This is a genomic window from Microbacterium halimionae (assembly GCF_011761265.1).
Lineage (GTDB): Bacteria > Actinomycetota > Actinomycetes > Actinomycetales > Microbacteriaceae > Microbacterium > Microbacterium halimionae.
The window spans coordinates 76,413-93,318 of the sequence record NZ_JAAOZB010000002.1; the positions used below are offsets into that span (position 1 = coordinate 76,413).

Here is a 16,906-nt window from a genome sequence, read left to right on the forward strand (position 1 = left end):
GGAGATAGTATCGACAGGTGCACTCCTATCGAATCGCTCATGCCGCTCGACTGCTCGGTGTGAGCGACGACACAGTTCGCCGGTGGATAGATCAGGGAGCACTGCCAACGACGGGGGAAAGCCCTGTGACAGTTCCGGGAGACGCACTTGCTGTCCACGCAGCGCACGTCGCTGCTGCAGCGCAAGATCCGAGCGACGCCCTCTCGAGTGCTCGCAACAAGTTTGTCGGGCTCGTGACGCGGGTGCAGATTGACGGCGTGATGGCGCAGGTCGACATCCAGGCGGGTCCTCATCGTGTGGTGTCTCTGATGTCTGCCGAGGCAGTGCGAGAGCTCGAGCTCGAGCCAGGTTCGCTTGCTGTGGCCGTCGTCAAAGCGACAAATGTCATTGTTGAAACGCCGAAGGACTGACATGCGAACGAAACGAGTTCTTACCGCCGTCGTGGGAGCCGCGCTCACGATCTTCGCGCTCGCCGGGTGCACATCGACTGAGACAGGCGAGGCATCCGGCTCTTTCGCGTCAGACGATGACCTGTCGGGAACGTTGACGATCGCAGCGGCAGCATCGCTGGGGGCCGCGTTCGACCAGATAACCGTCGACTTCGAGCGTCAGCATCCCGGCGTGACTATTTCTCCGATCACTTACGACGGGTCGTCGACGCTCGCAACACAAATTGTCGAAGGTGCACCTATCGATGTGTTCGCGTCAGCAGATGAGGCAAACATGCAAAAAGTGGTTGATGCGGGCCTTGCGAGCAATCCCGTCGACTTCGCTACCAACACGCTTGTGATCGTGACGCCTGAGTCGAACCCTGCCGGCATCGAGACGCTTGCGGATCTCGCGGAGCCGGCGGCCGCAGTTGTGCTGTGCGCTGCCGAGGTTCCGTGCGGGGCCGCGGCGCACACCTTGCTCGCAAACGCGGGCGTTGAGGTGACGCCTGTGAGCTCGGAACAGAATGTGACCGCAGTGCTCACGAAGGTCGAAGCAGGTGAGGCCGACGCGGGCCTTGTCTACGCAACGGATGCCGCAGGCGTCGCTGACGTGCTGACGATCGTTCCGGAGGGCGCAGCTGACGTCGTGAATACCTACCCCATTGCGGCCCTCAGTGACTCTTCGAATTCGGATGCGGCTGACGCCTTCGTTGCGTTTGTGGCGAGTGAAGAAGGCCAGAAGTTGCTGGCTGATGCCGGATTCGGGTCACCGTGACGATTGCTTCGCGGAGCCTCAAGCCCGGCTACGTGCCGCAGGTGCTGATGATTCCTGCGTTCCTTGGCTTGGCTCTTCTCGTCGTGCCGCTTTCGGCGCTCGTCGCACGTGTGGAATGGGCGACGCTGTGGCGCGACGTGACAACGCCCGAGGCGCTTTCGGCGCTCGGACTGTCGCTGGGAACCGGCGCGCTCGCCACGTTGATCTGCGTTGTCTTCGGGGTGCCGCTTGCTCTCCTGATCGCTCGCAGTAGGCCACGCACAGCCGCTATCCTCCGTGCCGCAGTCACAGTTCCGCTCGTGTTGCCGCCTATGGTCGGTGGCGTCGCGCTGCTGTTTCTGTTCGGACGCAACGGCTGGCTTGGGCAACTCTTGGCCGAATTTGGTGTGTCGATCACATTCACGACGACAGCTGTTGTGCTGGCGCAGACCTTTGTGGCGTTGCCGTTTCTCGTGCTCGCCTTCGAAGGTGCGGTGCGCGCAACCGGCACCGACTATGAGCAGACGGCGGCCGCTCTCGGAGCCGGTCGGTGGACGATTCTTGCCCGTGTGACCCTTCCGCTTGCAGCCCCCGGCCTCGTTGCCGGTGTCGTGTTGTGCTTTGCCCGCGCGATCGGTGAATTTGGGGCGACTGCACTCTTTGCCGGCAACGCACCCGGGGTCACGCGGACGATGCCACTGGCGATTTATACCGCGTTCAACGGAGCGGGTGTCACGCAGGGCACCGCTGTCGCACTGTCGCTTCTTCTGCTCGTGACTGCGATAGCGGTGCTGTTGCTCGTGCGCGCATGGCGACCGGGGTCTGTGCGATGACGCTTCGGGAGGGCGCGGCATCCGCTTTGGATGCAGACGTGCAGATTATGCGGGGGAGTGGGTTCAGCCTGCAGGCGCAAGTGTCGCTCGAGCCGGGCGAGATTGTTGCCGTGATGGGGCCGAGCGGAGCCGGAAAGTCAACGCTGCTCGCCGCCGTCGCGGGGCTTGAGCCGCTATCTCGCGGGGCCGTGCGTATCGATGGTTGCGAGATCTCGAGTCCGCAACGTATCGCGCCAGCGCACCGCCGGGGTGTGGTGCTGTTGGGGCAGGATCCGCGGCTATTTCCCCACCTATCGGCGGCAGCGAATGTCGAATTCGGCATGCGCGCTCAGCGGGTTTCGAAAGCCGATGCTCGCGCGGGTGCGTTGAGCTGGCTCGCGAAGGTCGGGACGGTTGATTTGGCTGATCGAGCACCGGCACAGTTGTCGGGCGGGCAGCAACAGCGGGTGGCGCTTGCTCGGGCGCTCGCTGCGCGCCCCGGCGTTGTGCTATTGGATGAGCCATTCACAGCCCTTGACCCCGAGACTGCTGCGGGACTTCGCGAGATCGTGCACGCTCAGGTGCACTCAACAGCACTGATCGTGACGCACGATGCTGTTGACGCGCTCGCGATAGCTTCACGTCTCGTCGTGATCGAAGACGGCGAGGTCAGCCAGGCCGGGCTTGTGCGCGAAGTGTTCGCCGCGCCCGCCACCCGGTTTGTTGCTTCTCTTGCGGGGCGTAACCGCGTGACTGAGGGCATAGGTGGGTCGTACCTTGGGCAGGTCGCGATCTTCAAGCCTGCTGACGTGCAGATTCTGGCGCACCAACGCGGCGGCTCATGGCGGGCTCGCGTGACTCGGCTCGAGCAGACCCTTGTCGGTGTGCGGCTTCACACCGAGTCGCCAGCGGTGGCCGTCGACATCGAGCTGGAAGACCTCGCCGAGCGCGAAATAGCAGTGGGGACAACACTCGAACTGTGGGTCGATCCGCAGCGGGTGCGCACACTGACCAACGCATAAGCTCAAGAGATGCCACACCTTCGCAGTTATCGTCCGACCGATGACGAAGCGCTCGCCGAGGTGTGTCTCCGCACGGCAGGCGCAGGCGCGGATGCCACCGGGCTTCTGCCCGATGATGAGCTCTGGGCAGAGATATTCGTGTTGCCGTATGTTGCGCGGCATCCTGATTTGGCTTTCGTTGTCGCGGACGATGACGATCGAGCGATCGGCTATATCGTCGGCACAGATAACACCCGTGGGTTCGAGGAGTGGTTCGCCTCAGAGTGGTGGCCGCGCTTTGAGGAGCGCTGGCCTGCTCCGGATGCCGGTGTAGAGTCCACGCGTGAGACCGACATTCTTCGCTACGCATATAGCGTGCGCTCGGGTTCTGACCCGCACGGTGGCACATACCCCGCACATCTCCACATAGATCTGCTGCCCGGAGCGCAGGGGAAGGGCTGGGGCAGATTTCTGATCACTGCATTCACCGCGGTTCTTCGTGAGCGCGGTGTCGCGGGCGTGCACTTTGCGGCAAACGCCGAAAATTTGGGGGCGCTCGCTTTCTACGATCGACTGGGCTTCGAACGCCTCGATTCTCAGGAAGGTGAGCAGGTGTTCGGCCAGACCGTGACTCCGGGCGCCCGCCCCGTTGCCGTTTTTGCCGGGGCCAGCGGCTTCATCGGCACGGCGCTCGTTGGTGCGTTCGAAAGCGATGGCTACGAGGTGCGTCGGATTGGGCGAAGCGAAGAGACCACATGGGACGACGCCGAGGCGATCGCTCGAGCGATCGATGGCGCCGATGTGCTCGTGAATCTCGCGGGTAAGCCGGTCAATGCGCGCTACACCGATGCGGTGCGCGACGAAATCTTTCGCTCTCGCGTCGACACAACGCGGGCTCTGCGGGAGGCGGTTGCTGCAGCGCCGAATCCGCCCCGGGTGTGGCTGAACGCATCAACCGCAACGATCTACCGCCACGAAGAAGGACGCCCGAATACTGAATCGAGCGGGGTGATCGGCGAGGGTTTTTCGGTCGATGTGGCTCGCTCGTGGGAGCAAGAGTTCTTCGCGGGTGATCTGCCGCATACACGTCGAGTTGCATTGCGGATGGCAATCGTCGTCGGCGATGGCCCTGCGACGAACATCCTGTTTCGCCTCGCACGCATCGGGCTCGGCGGGCCGCAGATCGATAGCCCGTGGTTTCGGAACCGGCGCTATCGCGGCATCGGCGATGATCCATCGGGTGATGGGCGCTCATCGCATCACCGTACGCGGGGCGCGCAGAAATTCAGCTGGATCCACATCGATGATGTCGTTGCAGCAACGCGGTTGTTGATCGAGCGGCCTGACATTTCTGGGCCAGTGAACATCGCAAGCCCTGAGCCGAGCGATAACCGCACCCTCATGCGCGAATTGCGCGAGATCGTGGGGATGCCGTTTGGGCTTCCGGCATGGCGTTGGATGCTGGAGCCCGCCATGTGGCTGCTCCGCACCGAGCCTGAACTCATTCTGAAGAGCCGGTGGGTCGTACCCGAAACGCTGACCGATGCGGGCTTCGAGTTCACCCATCCGCAGTTGCGTGCCGCGCTAGAGGATGCCGCCGCTCGGCGTCGGAGCTAGCGGGGCTCTGCCGGTTCGGCTTCAGGAAAAAAGAACGTTGCGAGCGCCGCGAGGGTCGCGCTCCCAATCCCCGCGACGATGCCGACGACCGGAAAATACGGCGTGATTGATAGGAAGGGTGCCCCTACTGTCAGGATGGCCAGCATCCAACCGACGGTAGGGGCGAGCCCCGCAAGGGCTACGAAGAGACCTCTGCGGTGACGCAGTGATCGCATGAGCGGCAGAGTCGCCACGAGAATGAACAGCCAGGTGAGGAGCCCGACCACGAGCCCATAGATCACGGCTTCGGGGCCGATGATGATCGCGTTTTCTCCGCCGAAGAGCGACCGCGCCGCTGCGAAGACCATCGCACACGTGAGAATGCTCGCGGAGGTGCCCGCCAGGGCCGCGTAGCCGACGGTCTTCCAGTAGAGCTTCGTCGCTAGCCAGAAAGAATTTTCTTTCACATCTTCACGGTACCGGGCGGAGTGAGGGGTGGCGCTAGACCGGCTCGGTGGTCCGGATCAGGCCGCAGTTAACGCATGACCAGGCCACAAGAAAGCGCTCATCGTCGAGGATTTCGAACCTGAGGATATCGCTGCAGGTGGGGCAGAGCCGCGGTTCTGCAACGTGCGTTCTCATCCGACCAGCCTAGGTGTACCCGGTCGTGAGGTTGGTGGCAGCTGCGCTGCAGCCACCCCCTACCGTCGTTCAGGCCGCGGAGCGCCGTTATTGCGAATATAGATGTTCAGCGCGCGAATTGCTGTGATCGCAAGCCAGAAAAGTACGACCACCCCGGCGATGCCCGCGAGGAGGTAAAGGATAGTAAACACGCTAAAAAATCCCATGATGCGCCAACGATACGGTTTAGAGTCGCCCTCATGCAATGCGCCCGGCGACGAGGCGCACAGTGCGGTCGACGAGCCCCGCGGGTACTGCCACGTGGGAGATGATCACGACTGCGTGGTTGCGGTCGACTGCACCGAGCATGTCGTGCAGCAGTGCGTCGGAGGCATCCGGGTCAACTCCCGCTGTCGGCTCGTCGAGCACGAGCACAGGGAAGTCTGCGAGCAATGCGCGCGCCAGAGCGATGCGCTGCGCTTGGCCACCAGAGACGAGCACACCGCGTTCGCCGAGGGCTGCGTCGAGTCCACCGCGTTCGTGTGCCCATGAAGAGAGCCCGACGCGATCGAGTACCGCCCAGAGGTCGGCGTCGGAGGCGGTATCGCGGGCGAAAATCAGGTTTTGGCGCAGCGACTCATCGAAAAGGTACGGGTCTTGTTCGCAGAGTCCGATAGTTCGCCGCAGCTCGTCGTCGCTGATATCGCGCGCTTCGATGCCGCCGATGCGGAATGACCCGGTGTAGTCCAAGAAGCGCACAAGCACGTGTGCGAGCGTCGTTTTTCCCGCACCACTTGGTCCCGTGATGAGTACCCGTTCACCGGGAGCGACGTGGAGATCAACGTCGTTGAGAGTTCCCGCATCATCGACGGATGCCGCAGCCTCGCCGCTGCGCTTCGGCCACCGCGCCGCGAGCCCTACGAGCTCGATCCCGGTGTCGCCGATTTGTACGCTGCCGGTTCCGGTGCTGCCGCCTTGGGCACTGCCGAGGGGGCGCAACACGCCGTCATCGTCCTCGTCGACGCCGTCATTGCGGCGTGTTGTGACCCCTCGCGAGGGTGTATCGGTTGCCGGGGCATCAATGAATACGGGCGCAAGCTTGAGAGTGGGCTTGGGTGCACGCTCGGATCCGGATGCAGGTGCCGATGCGGGTGCCGATGCGGATGCAGGCGCGAGCGCGGGAGCCGAAGTGGGCGTGGGGAGCTCGGGCGGAATCTCCGCGGGGACCGTCTCAGCAATGCGGGTGGCAGCGCCGCGCACTTCGCGGAGTGAAGCCAATGCCAGCGGTACGGTGCCGAAGACCTCGAAAACCGCCATCGGGAGGAGCACCACAACGGCGAGAGCGGGGCCGGTGAATCCGCCTTCGCCGAGCCCCGGGAGGGCTGCGAAGAGCGCGAGAAGTGAAGCAGCACCAGCCAAGAGCGACACAGCGCCGCTCGTGAGACCCTGTGCCGACGAGCGGCGGATGATGGCGCTGCGGAGGGCTTCATCGGCTCGGCGCACGCGGGTGGCCGCGGCATCCGTTGCGCCGTACGCCGTGAGCACGTCGAGAGCTGTCAACTCGTCGACCAGCGCATCGGAGAGCTGCGACCGGAGGGGCGAGATGGCGCGCTCAGCTCGGGCGCCGGCAGCCCAGCCGACCCACACGGCAAGGGCGAACGCGACGATAAGGCAGATCGCGAGCACACCGGCGGCGGGAGGTGAGAGGAAAGCGACGAAAATGACGCTTGCGACAGCGGCGAGTCCCGCTGTGACGAGAGGCATGATGACACGCAGCGGCAGATTTTGCAGCTCCTCGACGTCGTCGACGAGGTTCGACAGCAGTGCACCACGGCGAGTATGTCCGAGTCCGTCGGGCGCGAGCGGCACGAGGCGGCGCACGAGGCTTGAACGTACGCCAGCGAGCTGATTGAGGGTGGCGTCGTGGCCCCAGAGGCGCTCGAGATAGCGAAAAACGCCACGGCTCAAGGCAAACGCGCGCACAGCAACGACGACGGCCGAAATGTAGAGCACAAGCGGTTGTTCAGCAGCCCGGGTGATGAGCCACGCGCTCGCCGCAAGCAACGCGACGGCGCTGATTGCTGTACCGAAACCAGCTGCGAGCGCGGGCCAGAACTGGCGAATCGGGGGGAGCGCCGAACGCAGCACCTCACGGCTTCGCTGCTCGAGCTCGGTCGAAGCGCTCACGCTGTTACCTCCAACGGTGCGAGACGAACAACGCGATCCGCAATCGCACGAGAGCTGGTGCGATGAGAAATCAGGATGACGGCGGCCCCAGCGTCAGCTTCGGCTCTAAGCTGCCTCCATAGCGCCGCCTCGGTCTCGGAGTCGAGCGCGCTCGAGGGCTCATCGAGCAGCAGAACGCGGGCATCCGTCGAGCGAAGTCGATAGAGCGCACGCGCCACAGCAACGCGCTGGGCTTCGCCGCCCGAGAGCCCCGAACCGCCGGCGCCGAGTTCGAGATCGCGCGGGATGTCGGTGGCCAACGCGTCGCGGAGGCACATCTCGACGAGCTCGGTATCGGGTGCTGGATCGCCGAGTGCGACGTTCCCGGCGACCGTGCCAGAGATCAGGCCGGGTCGCTGGCCGGCCCACGCGAGCTCTCCCCGAGCCGACGCCGAGGTGAGACCCTCGATGAGTAGTTCGCCCTCGAACGTGGCAAAGCCGAGGAGCGCCGCCGCGATGCTCGACTTGCCGGCCCCGCTTGGACCCTCGATGAGAACGAGTTCTCGCGCCGCGACGGTGAGATCGACGGCGGGGAGTGAACGGTCGCCGCGAGCCACCCGCATCCCGCGCACCTCGATGAGTGGTGTGGAGCCGTGCGGAACCGCTGAAACCCCTTCGCGAGGGGTCGCAACAGGCCGCAACGACGATGCCGACGACGCTGGGAACGGCGTGTTGCGACCCTTCGGCAAATTCACGGGGGCCGCGGCGGCGGGGAGGGCCGCGGCAGCGTCGAGGACGCTGAAGATTTCATCGGTGGCAGCGACGCCCTCGGAAGCCGCATGGAACTGAACCCCGACCTGGCGAAGCGGCAGGTAAGCCTCGGGCGCGAGCAGCAAGACGAAGAGCGCGACCGTCAGTGACATGTCGCCGCCGAGGAGACGGAAGCCAATCGTCACAGCAATGATCGCGACTGAGATCGATGCCAAGAACTCCAGTGCGAAGCCCGACAGAAACGACACGCGCAAAACTGTCATCGTCTCGCGCTTGTAGTTGCGGGTGACGGTATCGATGGCGGATGCCGCCCGCTCAGCGCGTCCGAAGATCTTGAGCGTGCTGAGCCCGCCGACGGTGTCGGCAAAGCGAGAAGCCAGTGTTCGGAGCGTATCGAACTGCCGCTTTTGCACGCTGCGGGTGGCAAGTCCAATCAAAATCATGAAGATCGGAATCAGCGGAATCGTGACGATCACAGTGATGCCCGAAATGAGGTCTGACCCCGTAATCGCGACGATCAGGATGGGCATCGTGATCGCTGTTGCAACGAGCTGCGGCAGATAGCGGCCGAAGTACGCATCGAGCGCTTCGAGGCCGTGACCGGCCGTGACAGCGAGTGACGCGCCGTTTCGGCGAGCGACCCACGAAGGGCCGAGCTTTTCAACGGCCGCAACGAGTGCCTGACGCAACTGAAGTGACGCTTTCGCTGCGCCTTTGGCGGAGGTGCGCTCAGATGCCGCAATCAAAAGGCCACGCAGCAGCGCAAGGCCGAGAGCACCCGCCATGCAGGGAATGAGCTGTTCGATGGGTGCGCCCTCGACGGCTCCGACGAGAGCTTTCGTCAGGAGCCAGGCGAATCCAACAATGACCCCGGTTTGCGCGAGCACCGTTGCTGCCGTGACAGCGAAGAACCCGCGGGATGCCGTGCTGTACCGAACAAGCCGAGGATCAACGGGGCCGGTCCTCTTCTGTGAAGATGACTCGGCCCCGCTGCGTGATGGCATCCTTCGATTTTGCCTCAATGAACCTCTGCCGCGGCCTTTTCGATACGGCCGCGGGTGACGCGCTTGCGGAAGACCCAGTACGTCCAGCCCTGGTACAGCAGCACCAAGGGAAGAAAGATGAGGGCCGCCCACGACATGATCGTGAGCGTGTAGTCGGTGCTCGAGGCGTTCTCAATCGTGAGGTTGAACGTCGGGTCGGTCGACGACGGCATGACGTTCGGGAAGAGCGAGAGCCACAGGGTCAGCACAGCGAACACGACGGTGAACGCACCAAATCCGAACGCCCAGCCTTCACGGTCACGCAGATTCGCGACGACCGATGCGATCAGTAGCACGGCCGCGAGGAGCGCACACACGATGGCGAGCCCGACGAGCGGTGCGCCACCGGTCCAGGCGCTCATGATCGTCCAGCCGAGGAAGACCGCGGCAACGACAACCGTGAGAACACCCGAACGCACTGCGAGCTTTCGTGCGTCGGTGTGCACCTGACCGTCTGTTTTCAACGCGACAAAGTACACCCCATGCGTGAAGAACAAGAGAAGAGTCGTGAGGCCACCGAGCAGGCCGTAGGGGTTGAGAAGCGTCAGTAGTGATCCCGTGAACTCGTGGCTGGCGTCGATCGGCACGCCCTGCACGATGTTGGCGAAGGCGACACCCCACAGGAATGCCGGGACGGCGGAGCCGATGACGATCATGCGGTCGAAATTGCGCTTCCATCGCACGCTGTCGCGCTGGTGACGGTATTCGAACGAGACGCCACGAAGGATCAGCGAGAGCAAGATCAGCAGAAGCGCCAAGTAGAACCCACTGAACAGGGTCGCGTACCACTCAGGGAAAGCCGCGAACAAACATGCGCCAGCGACGATGACCCAGGTCTCGTTGAGATCCCACACGGGGCCGATCGTGTTGATGATCTGACGGCGGCTGACGTCGTTCTTTCCGAGGAACGGCAGTGACATGCCGACTCCGAAGTCGAACCCGTCGAGCACGAAGTAGCCGACAAACAAGACGCCGACGATGAAGAACCAGAGGTATGCAAGATCCATGACTACAGCTCCTAGTAGACCGTCGTCGGGGTGTCTTCGAGCGCCGTGGGTTGATCGGGCTCGCTTCCAGGCTCAGGCAGGGGGTCGGGGCCCTTGTGAGCTGCCTTCATAATGAGCCCAATCTCCACGACCGCGAGTGCGGCGTAGATTGCGGTGAACGCAACCAGGGAGATCAGTACCGTCCACCCGGGAACACTCGGTGACACGCCGTCTTCCGTGAGCATCAGGCCGAACACGATCCAGGGTTGACGGCCCATTTCGGTGAAGACCCAGCCGACGAGAATGGCTAGCAAGGATGCTGGCCATGCCCAGATCGCGGCACGCCACATCCAGGTTGCTGGCTCTTTCTTCGCGTTCTTGCGGGTGACCCAGAGGCCGACGACAGCGACGAGCGCTGCGATGCCGCCAAGGCCCATCATCCAGCGGAACGCCCAGTACGTGATCCACAGGGTCGGTGCGAAGTTGCCGCCGACCTGATCGGCGAACTGGGGGAACATTTGGGTCGTGTACTGCATGTTGAGGTCGTTGATGCCCTCGACGCAGCCATCGAAAGTGTGCGTTGACAAGAACGACAGCAGATAGGGAATGCGGATCGAGAAGAGTTCACTCGTGCCGTCGGGTGTGCCGAGCGTAAAGATCGAGAATGAGGCATCAGCGCCGCAGGCGGAGTTGAACATCGCTTCTGCGGCGGCCATCTTCATGGGTTGCGTCTGCACCATCACGAGGCCGAGCTGGTCACCCGAAAGGGCCGTGCCGATAAAGGCGACGATCATTCCCCAGAGGCCGTAGCGGAGCGCGCTGCGCATCATCTCGATGTTCTGACGGCGAAGGAGGTGCCAGGCGGCGATCGAGATGATGACACCTGCCGTCATCATGAACGCGGCAAAAAGTGTGTGGGGGAGAGCCGCGAGCGCGATCGGGTTAGTGAGCACCGCGAGGAAATCGTTCATCTCTGCCCGGTGGCCATCTGCCGACATTTGGTAGCCGACGGGGTTCTGCATGAATGCATTGGCGGCGAGGATGAAGTACGCCGAGAACCATGCCCCGACTGTTGCAATCCAGATGCTGGCGAGGTGGAGGCCCTTGGGGAGTTTGTCCCAGCCGAAAATCCACAGGCCGATGAACGTGGCCTCAAAGAAGAAAGCCAATAAGCCCTCGAAAGCGAGAGGTGCGCCGAAAACATCGCCGACGAATCGAGAGTATGACGACCAGTTCATGCCGAACTGGAATTCCTGCACGATTCCTGTCACGACGCCCATGGCGAAGTTGATGAGGAAGATCTTGCCGAAGAAGCGCGTGAGGTGAAGCCATTTGAGCTTCGCGGTGCGGAACCATGCGGTCTGGAAGATGGCGACGGTCAGTGCCATTCCCAGCGTCAATGGCACAAACAAGAAGTGGTACAGCGTGGTGAGACCGAACTGCCACCTCGCCAGTGCCAGCGGATCGAGAAAATCCATCAGTATTCCTTCCCCATCACACCGAATTTTGATCAACGGTACGCAGGATGCTCCAAGCGAAGTCGGGCGTCGGACCGTGAATAATCCGGCTCGGCTTCTTTGTGGTCTGACCACATGCGTCTCGCACCAGGTTACTCTGAAAATGTGACGAGGAGCAACGGGCGGTGACTTCAGTTCCGGTAACGATCGGGATGCCCCGGCTCGGCGCGCCCGAATCGCCCGATTTTTCTCTTCAAACCGGCCCGCTGCGTGACACTCACGGCCGGGTTCACCGTGACCTTCGTGTGTCGTTGACAGACCGCTGCTCGCTCCGCTGCACCTACTGCATGCCGGAGCAGGGCAATGAATGGTTGGCGCGGCAGAGCATTCTCGACCTCGACGAGATCGAGCGGGTAGCGCGTGTAGCCGCCGCCGCTGGAGTCACGACATTCCGTCTCACCGGCGGTGAGCCCTTGCTGCGCAAAGACATCGTCGAGGTCGTGCGACGCTTGGCCCTCATCGAGAGCCCCGAGGGCCCAGTGCAGATCGCGATGACGACCAACGGCATCCGTCTGGGCGAGTACTTGCCCGATCTCATCGCTGCCGGCCTCAGCCGTGTAAATATCTCGATCGACACGATTCGTCGCGAGCGTTTTCACGAGCTCACGCGGCGCGACCGCCTTGACGACGTGCTCGAAGGCATTGCCGCCGCGGCCGCATCCGATCTTCGACCACTCAAACTCAACGCTGTCGCGATGCGCGGTGTAAACGACGATGAGCTCGTCGACCTGGTCGCGTTCGCGATCTCACAGAACGCGCAACTGCGATTTATCGAACAGATGCCGCTCGACGCCGGACACACGTGGGACCGCACACAAATGGTGACGCGTGATGAGATTCTTTCAGCGCTCAGCGAGCGGTGGCAGCTGACTCCTGTGCCCGGGCGCGGGGGAGCGCCAGCCGAGCGCTGGACCCTCGACGGTGGCCACCACACGGTGGGCGTTATCGCCTCGGTGACCGCACCCTTCTGTGGTGACTGCGACAGACTGCGGTTGACGGCCGACGGCCAGTTGCGAAACTGTCTCTTTTCGACGACCGAGTACGACCTCATGCCGGTGCTGCGAGCTGATGGGGCCGACGCCGAAAACGACATCGATGCCGGAATCGACCGGATGCTTCGCTCCTGCGTGCATGGAAAGCTTCCCGGTCACGCGATCAACGACCCCGGCTTCTTGCAACCAGCACGTGGGATGAATGCGATTGGTGGCTGAACGTCGGCCACACGCCAGGGATAGCATGAGCGCATGGGGCGGATTACGGCACGCAAACCGGTGGTGAAAATCACCCTCGGCAACGAACCTCACCGCCGGGCCGATGTTCTTGCCGTAGAAGAGCCACTAGAAATTCGTGTGGGCGGCACTGCGCTCTCGGTGCAGATGAGAACCCCCGGTCATGATGTCGAACTCGCCGCGGGCTTTCTCGTGTCTGAGGGTGTGATTGCGGCCGGCCCGCAGTTCCACTCAGCTATCCACTGCGGCGGCCCGGGCACCGGCATCACGATCGACGGCAACACGTACAACGTGCTCGATGTGACGCTTGCACGCGGCGTCGAGGTTCCCAAAAGTGCGCTCGGCCGAAACTTCTACACATCAAGTTCGTGCGGGGTGTGCGGCAAAGCGTCGCTTGAGGCAGTGGAGACGAGCTCGACGTACGACGTCGCGGCTGACCACACTGTGCTCGACGCGGAGCTGCTGACGACGTTTCCGGATCGACTTCGGGCAGAGCAAGAGATCTTCGAGAAGACCGGCGGGCTCCACGCGGCGGCTCTGTTCGATGCGGCAACGGGAGAAATGCTTGTGCTCCGCGAAGACGTGGGTCGCCACAACGCCGTCGACAAGGTCATCGGGTGGGCGCTCGTGAGTGATCGCTTGCCCCTCTCTGGCACTGTGCTGCAGGTTTCTGGCCGCGCAAGCTTCGAGCTGGTGCAGAAAGCCGTGATGGCAGGCATCCCGATACTTGCCGCGGTTTCGGCGCCGTCGTCGCTCGCTGTCGAACTCGCCGTTGACCGCGGGCTCACTCTCGTGGGATTTTTGCGGGGCACCTCGATGAACGTGTACTCGCACGTCGAGCGCATCAGCGTAAAAGCCCCCGCACACCTCTGACCGAACGACACACTCTTTACCTATACGCACACGCGAGGAGAAATTATGCAGCTGGGAATGATTGGACTTGGGCGCATGGGCGCCAACATCGTGCGGCGCCTCATGCGCGCGGGACACGAATGCGTCGTCTTCGACGTGAATCCGGATGCCGTCAAAACCCTTGCCGACGAAGGTGCCATTGGGGCCTCGAGCATGGCAGACCTCGCCGCGAAGATGACAGGCCCTCGCGCGATCTGGCTCATGGTTCCGGCCGGCCTCACGGGCGCCGTGGTCGAAGAGTTGGCAGCAGCGCTCGACGCCGACGACATCATCATCGACGGTGGCAACTCGAACTATCGCGATGACGTCCGTCGCGCGGCAGCGCTAAAAGACCGTGGCATTCACTACGTCGACGCGGGAACAAGCGGTGGTGTTTTTGGTCTCGAACGCGGCTACTGCCTTATGGTGGGTGGCCCCGATGTGGCCTTTGCTCGTATCGAGCCGATTCTGGCAACGATCGCTCCCGGTGTCTCCGACATCGAGCGCACCCCGGGTCGCACCGGCGACTACACCGAAGAAGAGCTCGGGTACCTGCACTGTGGTCCTTCGGGTGCAGGGCACTTCGTCAAGATGGTGCACAACGGCATCGAGTACGGCATCATGGCCGCGCTCGCCGAGGGCCTCAACATTTTGAACAACGCGGATGCAGGTTTGCGCGATGCGAGCCACTCCGCTGAGGTTGCGCCGCTCGAAGAGCCGGAGTTCTACCAGTTCGATATCGACACGGGGAAGGTCGCCGAACTATGGCGGCGCGGATCGGTCATTTCGTCGTGGCTGCTTGACCTCACCGCCGCTGCGCTTGAGCAGAACCCCACGCTCGACGGACTAGCCGGTCGGGTGTCTGACTCCGGTGAAGGCCGTTGGACGGTGAAGGCTGCTGTCGACGTGGGCGTTCCGGCTCCGGTGCTTGCGGCATCGTTGTTCGAACGGTTTGCGTCACGCGGCGAAGACCAGTTCGCCAACAAAGTGCTGTCGGCGATGCGCCTGCAGTTCGGTGGACACCAGGAACTACCCACGGGCGACATGCTCGAGGCAGGTAAGGGCGAAGATCACTAAGCGCGGAGCGTTGTCCGCTGGCGCTCAGCTGCGACTTGACAGGTGCACAACGCACTCGGCCGGGTTGCAGCTGGGCGCCATTGCTTCGACACGTAGCGGGCCGCCGGCCTGAGCGAGCACGCCGTCCATAATGCCGAGATGCACCTGGCAGAGTGTGCCGCGGTGCTCGGGCAGGGTATCGGCGTGTGGGCAGGGCGAGAGGTCGACAGTGAGGTTGAGGTCGTCGACGACCGGGTCGAAACCGGCACCACCGAGGTCGTCAACGAGAGCATCTATCTGATGCATCGCGCTGGTTGAAAGATCACCGCAGTCAGTCCAGGGCATGACACGCCGCATGAGGTCGCCGCGGCGTGCGGCGTCTTCGGCGCGCTGTCGCGCAATCGGACTCTCGGTGCTGCCTTCGCCGTTCGCTGCGGCGTACAGCACGCGGGGTCGTCCTCGCGTCGTGCGCTGTTCGGTTTCTGCAACGGCATAGCCGCTTTCGATGAGTCGCTGCACGTGCTCGCGCACGGTGTTGGCGTGAAGATCGGTGGCCGCGCACAGTTCGGTAATCGATCGGCCAGGCCTCTGTTGCAGCTCGTTGAGGATCTGCACGCGGGAGTAACTCGAGATCGCGCTGTAGCCGGGCCGGGTCATAGCTCTATTATCGCGCGGGTTGTCGAACCAGTCACGGTTTGCCATCGATCATGAGGTGGCGAAGGCTTTCGTACACGGGCTTTGACCGGAGCGCGGTGGCCATGATGACGGCGGCCACTGCGGCAAGAATCATCGGGATGCTGGCGCTCGTGATTGCTGTCATCTCGATGATGAGTGCGATACCTGTCAGAGGCGCCCGCACAACAGCTGCGAACAGCGCGGACATCCCAACGACGGCCATCGTGATGGCGAAATCGCGGCTGCCGTTCGGCCCTAGGCCCGCTGTGAAACTCGGAACCAAGATGTCGACAAGACGGCTGAAGGCAAGGCCGAAAAGTGCGCCCAGTGCCAGCAGCGGGGCAAAAAGGCCCCCGGGCGTTCCTGCCGCGTACGACAGCGGTCCCGCGATGAAACGGATGACGATGTACATCACGAGCACCGGCAGTGCGATCGCGTGGCCGGTCAAAATCGCCTGTGTGAGAGCATCACCCCCGCCCACGGTCAGTGGGTCGAGAAAAAGCGCGCCCCCCACAATCGCTCCGATGCACGCGGCGCGCACAGTGGCTGGAATCCGACGAAGCCGACGGGCGATATCGAGACAACCGATCACGAGAAAGCTGTACGCCGAACCGACGGCGCCAAGGAGCACACCGAATATCAAGACGAGTGGCAACGCAAACAACGGAATGCTTGCGGGTTCCACAACCGTAAAGTCAGGGCGATCGCCCGTGATGAGACGCGCGCAGGCGACGGCTGCACCAACGCTCGCGAGAGTTGCGACCACCGTTCGGAGTTGAATTCGCTTTGTCACTTCTTCGAAGACGAACAGCGCACCGCCGATCGGCGCATTGAACGCAACCGCGAGCCCCGCACCCGAAAGTGCGGTCTGCACCACTCGAACGTCATCGCCGCTGCGCCGGGTAGCGCGACCAGCGGATGCCCCGATCGTCGCGGCCATGTGCACGGTTGGGCCCTCGCGGCCAAGCACCAGGCCACCGCCGATGGCAAGTGTGCCCCCGATAAACCGCGCGGGTAGCACTCCGAGCGGAGGTGGTTCTGCCTCGCCGCGGACCACCGCCTCGACGTCTTGGATGCCACTCCCAGATGATCGCGGCGAGAGCCTCACGACAGCTGCGGCAGCTGCGGCAGCGAGTGCCGTGAGCAAAACCGGCACGACGAAGCCTCCGGGAGTCGCGTGCGCCCATTCTGAGATGGTCGCCCGCAGGCTGTCGGCGTGAAAGAGCACCCACCGGAATGCGCCGCCGACAAATCCGGCCGCGGCGCCCGCGATGAGAGCGATAACGCTCAGCCACAGCAGTCGCATCACACCCCCAGATCGGCGAACTCTTCTTGTCATCGTAGGGGCGTGCGGTCT

16 protein-coding genes and 1 pseudogene are annotated in these 16,906 nt (G+C 63.2%); 9 read left to right on the forward strand and 8 right to left on the reverse strand.

Annotation, left to right across the window (positions count from 1 at the left end; all coding sequences use genetic code 11):
* Window positions 1-17 precede the first annotated feature (17 nt).
* The 6 genes and pseudogenes from FHS06_RS08120 to FHS06_RS08140 all read left to right on the forward strand — a co-directional run bounded on the left by FHS06_RS08120 (window position 18) and on the right by FHS06_RS08140 (window position 4,615).
* Window positions 18-410 carry a TOBE domain-containing protein gene (locus FHS06_RS08120; protein ID WP_167048275.1) on the forward strand — a complete coding sequence of 131 codons (393 nt, stop codon included), beginning with the start codon at window positions 18-20 and terminating at the stop codon, window positions 408-410.
* Window position 411: 1 nt separating this feature from the next.
* Entirely contained in the window at window positions 412-1,206 is a 795-nt protein-coding gene (gene modA, locus FHS06_RS08125) for a molybdate ABC transporter substrate-binding protein (RefSeq protein ID WP_167048277.1), read from the forward strand.
* Window positions 1,207-1,253: 47 nt separating this feature from the next.
* Window positions 1,254-2,018: an ABC transporter permease gene (locus FHS06_RS08130; RefSeq protein WP_167050217.1), complete on the forward strand. Its 765-nt coding sequence runs from the start codon at window positions 1,254-1,256 to the stop codon at window positions 2,016-2,018.
* Entirely contained in the window at window positions 1,994-3,019 is a 1,026-nt protein-coding gene (locus tag FHS06_RS08135) for a sulfate/molybdate ABC transporter ATP-binding protein (RefSeq protein WP_243845424.1), read from the forward strand. Before FHS06_RS08130 ends, FHS06_RS08135 begins: the two co-directional genes overlap by 25 nt.
* 9 nt (window positions 3,020-3,028) lie before the next feature.
* A pseudogene (locus FHS06_RS13960) lies at window positions 3,029-3,568 on the forward strand (N-acetyltransferase family protein); the annotation flags it as partial.
* Window positions 3,569-3,625: 57 nt separating this feature from the next.
* Window positions 3,626-4,615, forward strand: a complete 990-nt coding sequence (locus FHS06_RS08140) for an epimerase (RefSeq protein WP_310734799.1) — start codon at window positions 3,626-3,628, stop codon at window positions 4,613-4,615.
* Here FHS06_RS08140 and FHS06_RS08145 read toward each other — a convergent pair.
* The 6 genes from FHS06_RS08145 to FHS06_RS08170 form a co-directional block, all read right to left on the reverse strand.
* A complete protein-coding gene (locus FHS06_RS08145) occupies window positions 4,612-5,061 on the reverse strand; it encodes a hypothetical protein (protein WP_167048281.1) in 450 nt (149 codons plus the stop codon). The two genes, FHS06_RS08140 and FHS06_RS08145, sit on opposite strands and share 4 nt — an antisense overlap.
* A gap of 234 nt (window positions 5,062-5,295) precedes the next feature.
* Window positions 5,296-5,442, reverse strand: coding sequence for a hypothetical protein (locus FHS06_RS08150; protein WP_167048283.1), 147 nt, complete (start codon window positions 5,440-5,442; stop codon window positions 5,296-5,298).
* 31 nt (window positions 5,443-5,473) lie between these two features.
* Window positions 5,474-7,402 carry an amino acid ABC transporter ATP-binding/permease protein gene (locus FHS06_RS13965; protein WP_310734779.1) on the reverse strand — a complete coding sequence of 643 codons (1,929 nt, stop codon included), beginning with the start codon at window positions 7,400-7,402 and terminating at the stop codon, window positions 5,474-5,476.
* Window positions 7,399-9,156, reverse strand: coding sequence for a thiol reductant ABC exporter subunit CydD (gene cydD / locus FHS06_RS08160; protein WP_167048285.1), 1,758 nt, complete (start codon window positions 9,154-9,156; stop codon window positions 7,399-7,401). Before cydD ends, FHS06_RS13965 begins: the two co-directional genes overlap by 4 nt.
* A gap of 14 nt (window positions 9,157-9,170) precedes the next feature.
* Entirely contained in the window at window positions 9,171-10,202 is a 1,032-nt protein-coding gene (cydB, locus tag FHS06_RS08165) for a cytochrome d ubiquinol oxidase subunit II (protein WP_167048287.1), read from the reverse strand.
* A gap of 11 nt (window positions 10,203-10,213) precedes the next feature.
* On the reverse strand, window positions 10,214-11,659 hold the full coding sequence (locus tag FHS06_RS08170) for a cytochrome ubiquinol oxidase subunit I (RefSeq protein ID WP_167048289.1): 1,446 nt from the start codon (window positions 11,657-11,659) through the stop codon (window positions 10,214-10,216).
* A gap of 191 nt (window positions 11,660-11,850) precedes the next feature.
* On the opposite strand from FHS06_RS08170, the gene moaA reads away from it, so the two are divergent.
* Genes moaA through gnd form a run of 3 tightly spaced genes read left to right on the forward strand, consistent with a single transcriptional unit; the run spans window position 11,851 to window position 14,895 of the window.
* On the forward strand, window positions 11,851-12,909 hold the full coding sequence (moaA, locus tag FHS06_RS08175) for a GTP 3',8-cyclase MoaA (protein ID WP_167050221.1): 1,059 nt from the start codon (window positions 11,851-11,853) through the stop codon (window positions 12,907-12,909).
* A gap of 33 nt (window positions 12,910-12,942) precedes the next feature.
* Complete coding sequence (gene fdhD / locus FHS06_RS08180) at window positions 12,943-13,800, forward strand: formate dehydrogenase accessory sulfurtransferase FdhD (protein WP_167048291.1); 858 nt, start codon at window positions 12,943-12,945, stop codon at window positions 13,798-13,800.
* 45 nt (window positions 13,801-13,845) lie between these two features.
* The gene (gnd, locus tag FHS06_RS08185) at window positions 13,846-14,895 is read left to right on the forward strand and encodes a phosphogluconate dehydrogenase (NAD(+)-dependent, decarboxylating) (RefSeq protein WP_167048293.1); all 1,050 of its coding nucleotides are present in this window, start codon (window positions 13,846-13,848) and stop codon (window positions 14,893-14,895) included.
* Window positions 14,896-14,919: 24 nt separating this feature from the next.
* Here the strand turns inward: gnd and FHS06_RS08190 are convergent, their stop codons facing one another.
* The gene (locus FHS06_RS08190) at window positions 14,920-15,531 is read right to left on the reverse strand and encodes a winged helix-turn-helix transcriptional regulator (RefSeq protein ID WP_167048295.1); all 612 of its coding nucleotides are present in this window, start codon (window positions 15,529-15,531) and stop codon (window positions 14,920-14,922) included.
* 31 nt (window positions 15,532-15,562) lie between these two features.
* A complete protein-coding gene (locus tag FHS06_RS08195; protein WP_208388127.1) occupies window positions 15,563-16,855 on the reverse strand; it encodes a ClC family H(+)/Cl(-) exchange transporter in 1,293 nt (430 codons plus the stop codon).
* Between the last annotated feature and the right edge of the window lie 51 nt (window positions 16,856-16,906).

What these genes read in the sequence shown, in the direction of transcription:
- moaA (WP_167050221.1), top strand. Translation starts at nt 11,851, where the DNA reads ATGCCCCGGCTCGGCGCGCCCGAATCGCCCGATTTTTCTCTTCAAACC.
- FHS06_RS08195 (WP_208388127.1), bottom strand. Translation starts at nt 16,855, where the DNA reads ATGCGACTGCTGTGGCTGAGCGTTATCGCTCTCATCGCGGGCGCCGCG.
- fdhD (WP_167048291.1), top strand. Translation starts at nt 12,943, where the DNA reads ATGGGGCGGATTACGGCACGCAAACCGGTGGTGAAAATCACCCTCGGC.
- modA (WP_167048277.1), top strand. Translation starts at nt 412, where the DNA reads ATGCGAACGAAACGAGTTCTTACCGCCGTCGTGGGAGCCGCGCTCACG.
- FHS06_RS08170 (WP_167048289.1), bottom strand. Translation starts at nt 11,659, where the DNA reads ATGGATTTTCTCGATCCGCTGGCACTGGCGAGGTGGCAGTTCGGTCTC.
- cydD (WP_167048285.1), bottom strand. Translation starts at nt 9,156, where the DNA reads ATGCCATCACGCAGCGGGGCCGAGTCATCTTCACAGAAGAGGACCGGC.
- cydB (WP_167048287.1), bottom strand. Translation starts at nt 10,202, where the DNA reads ATGGATCTTGCATACCTCTGGTTCTTCATCGTCGGCGTCTTGTTTGTC.
- FHS06_RS08130 (WP_167050217.1), top strand. Translation starts at nt 1,254, where the DNA reads ATGATTCCTGCGTTCCTTGGCTTGGCTCTTCTCGTCGTGCCGCTTTCG.
- FHS06_RS08135 (WP_243845424.1), top strand. Translation starts at nt 1,994, where the DNA reads ATGGCGACCGGGGTCTGTGCGATGACGCTTCGGGAGGGCGCGGCATCC.
- FHS06_RS08190 (WP_167048295.1), bottom strand. Translation starts at nt 15,531, where the DNA reads ATGACCCGGCCCGGCTACAGCGCGATCTCGAGTTACTCCCGCGTGCAG.
- gnd (WP_167048293.1), top strand. Translation starts at nt 13,846, where the DNA reads ATGCAGCTGGGAATGATTGGACTTGGGCGCATGGGCGCCAACATCGTG.
- FHS06_RS08150 (WP_167048283.1), bottom strand. Translation starts at nt 5,442, where the DNA reads ATGGGATTTTTTAGCGTGTTTACTATCCTTTACCTCCTCGCGGGCATC.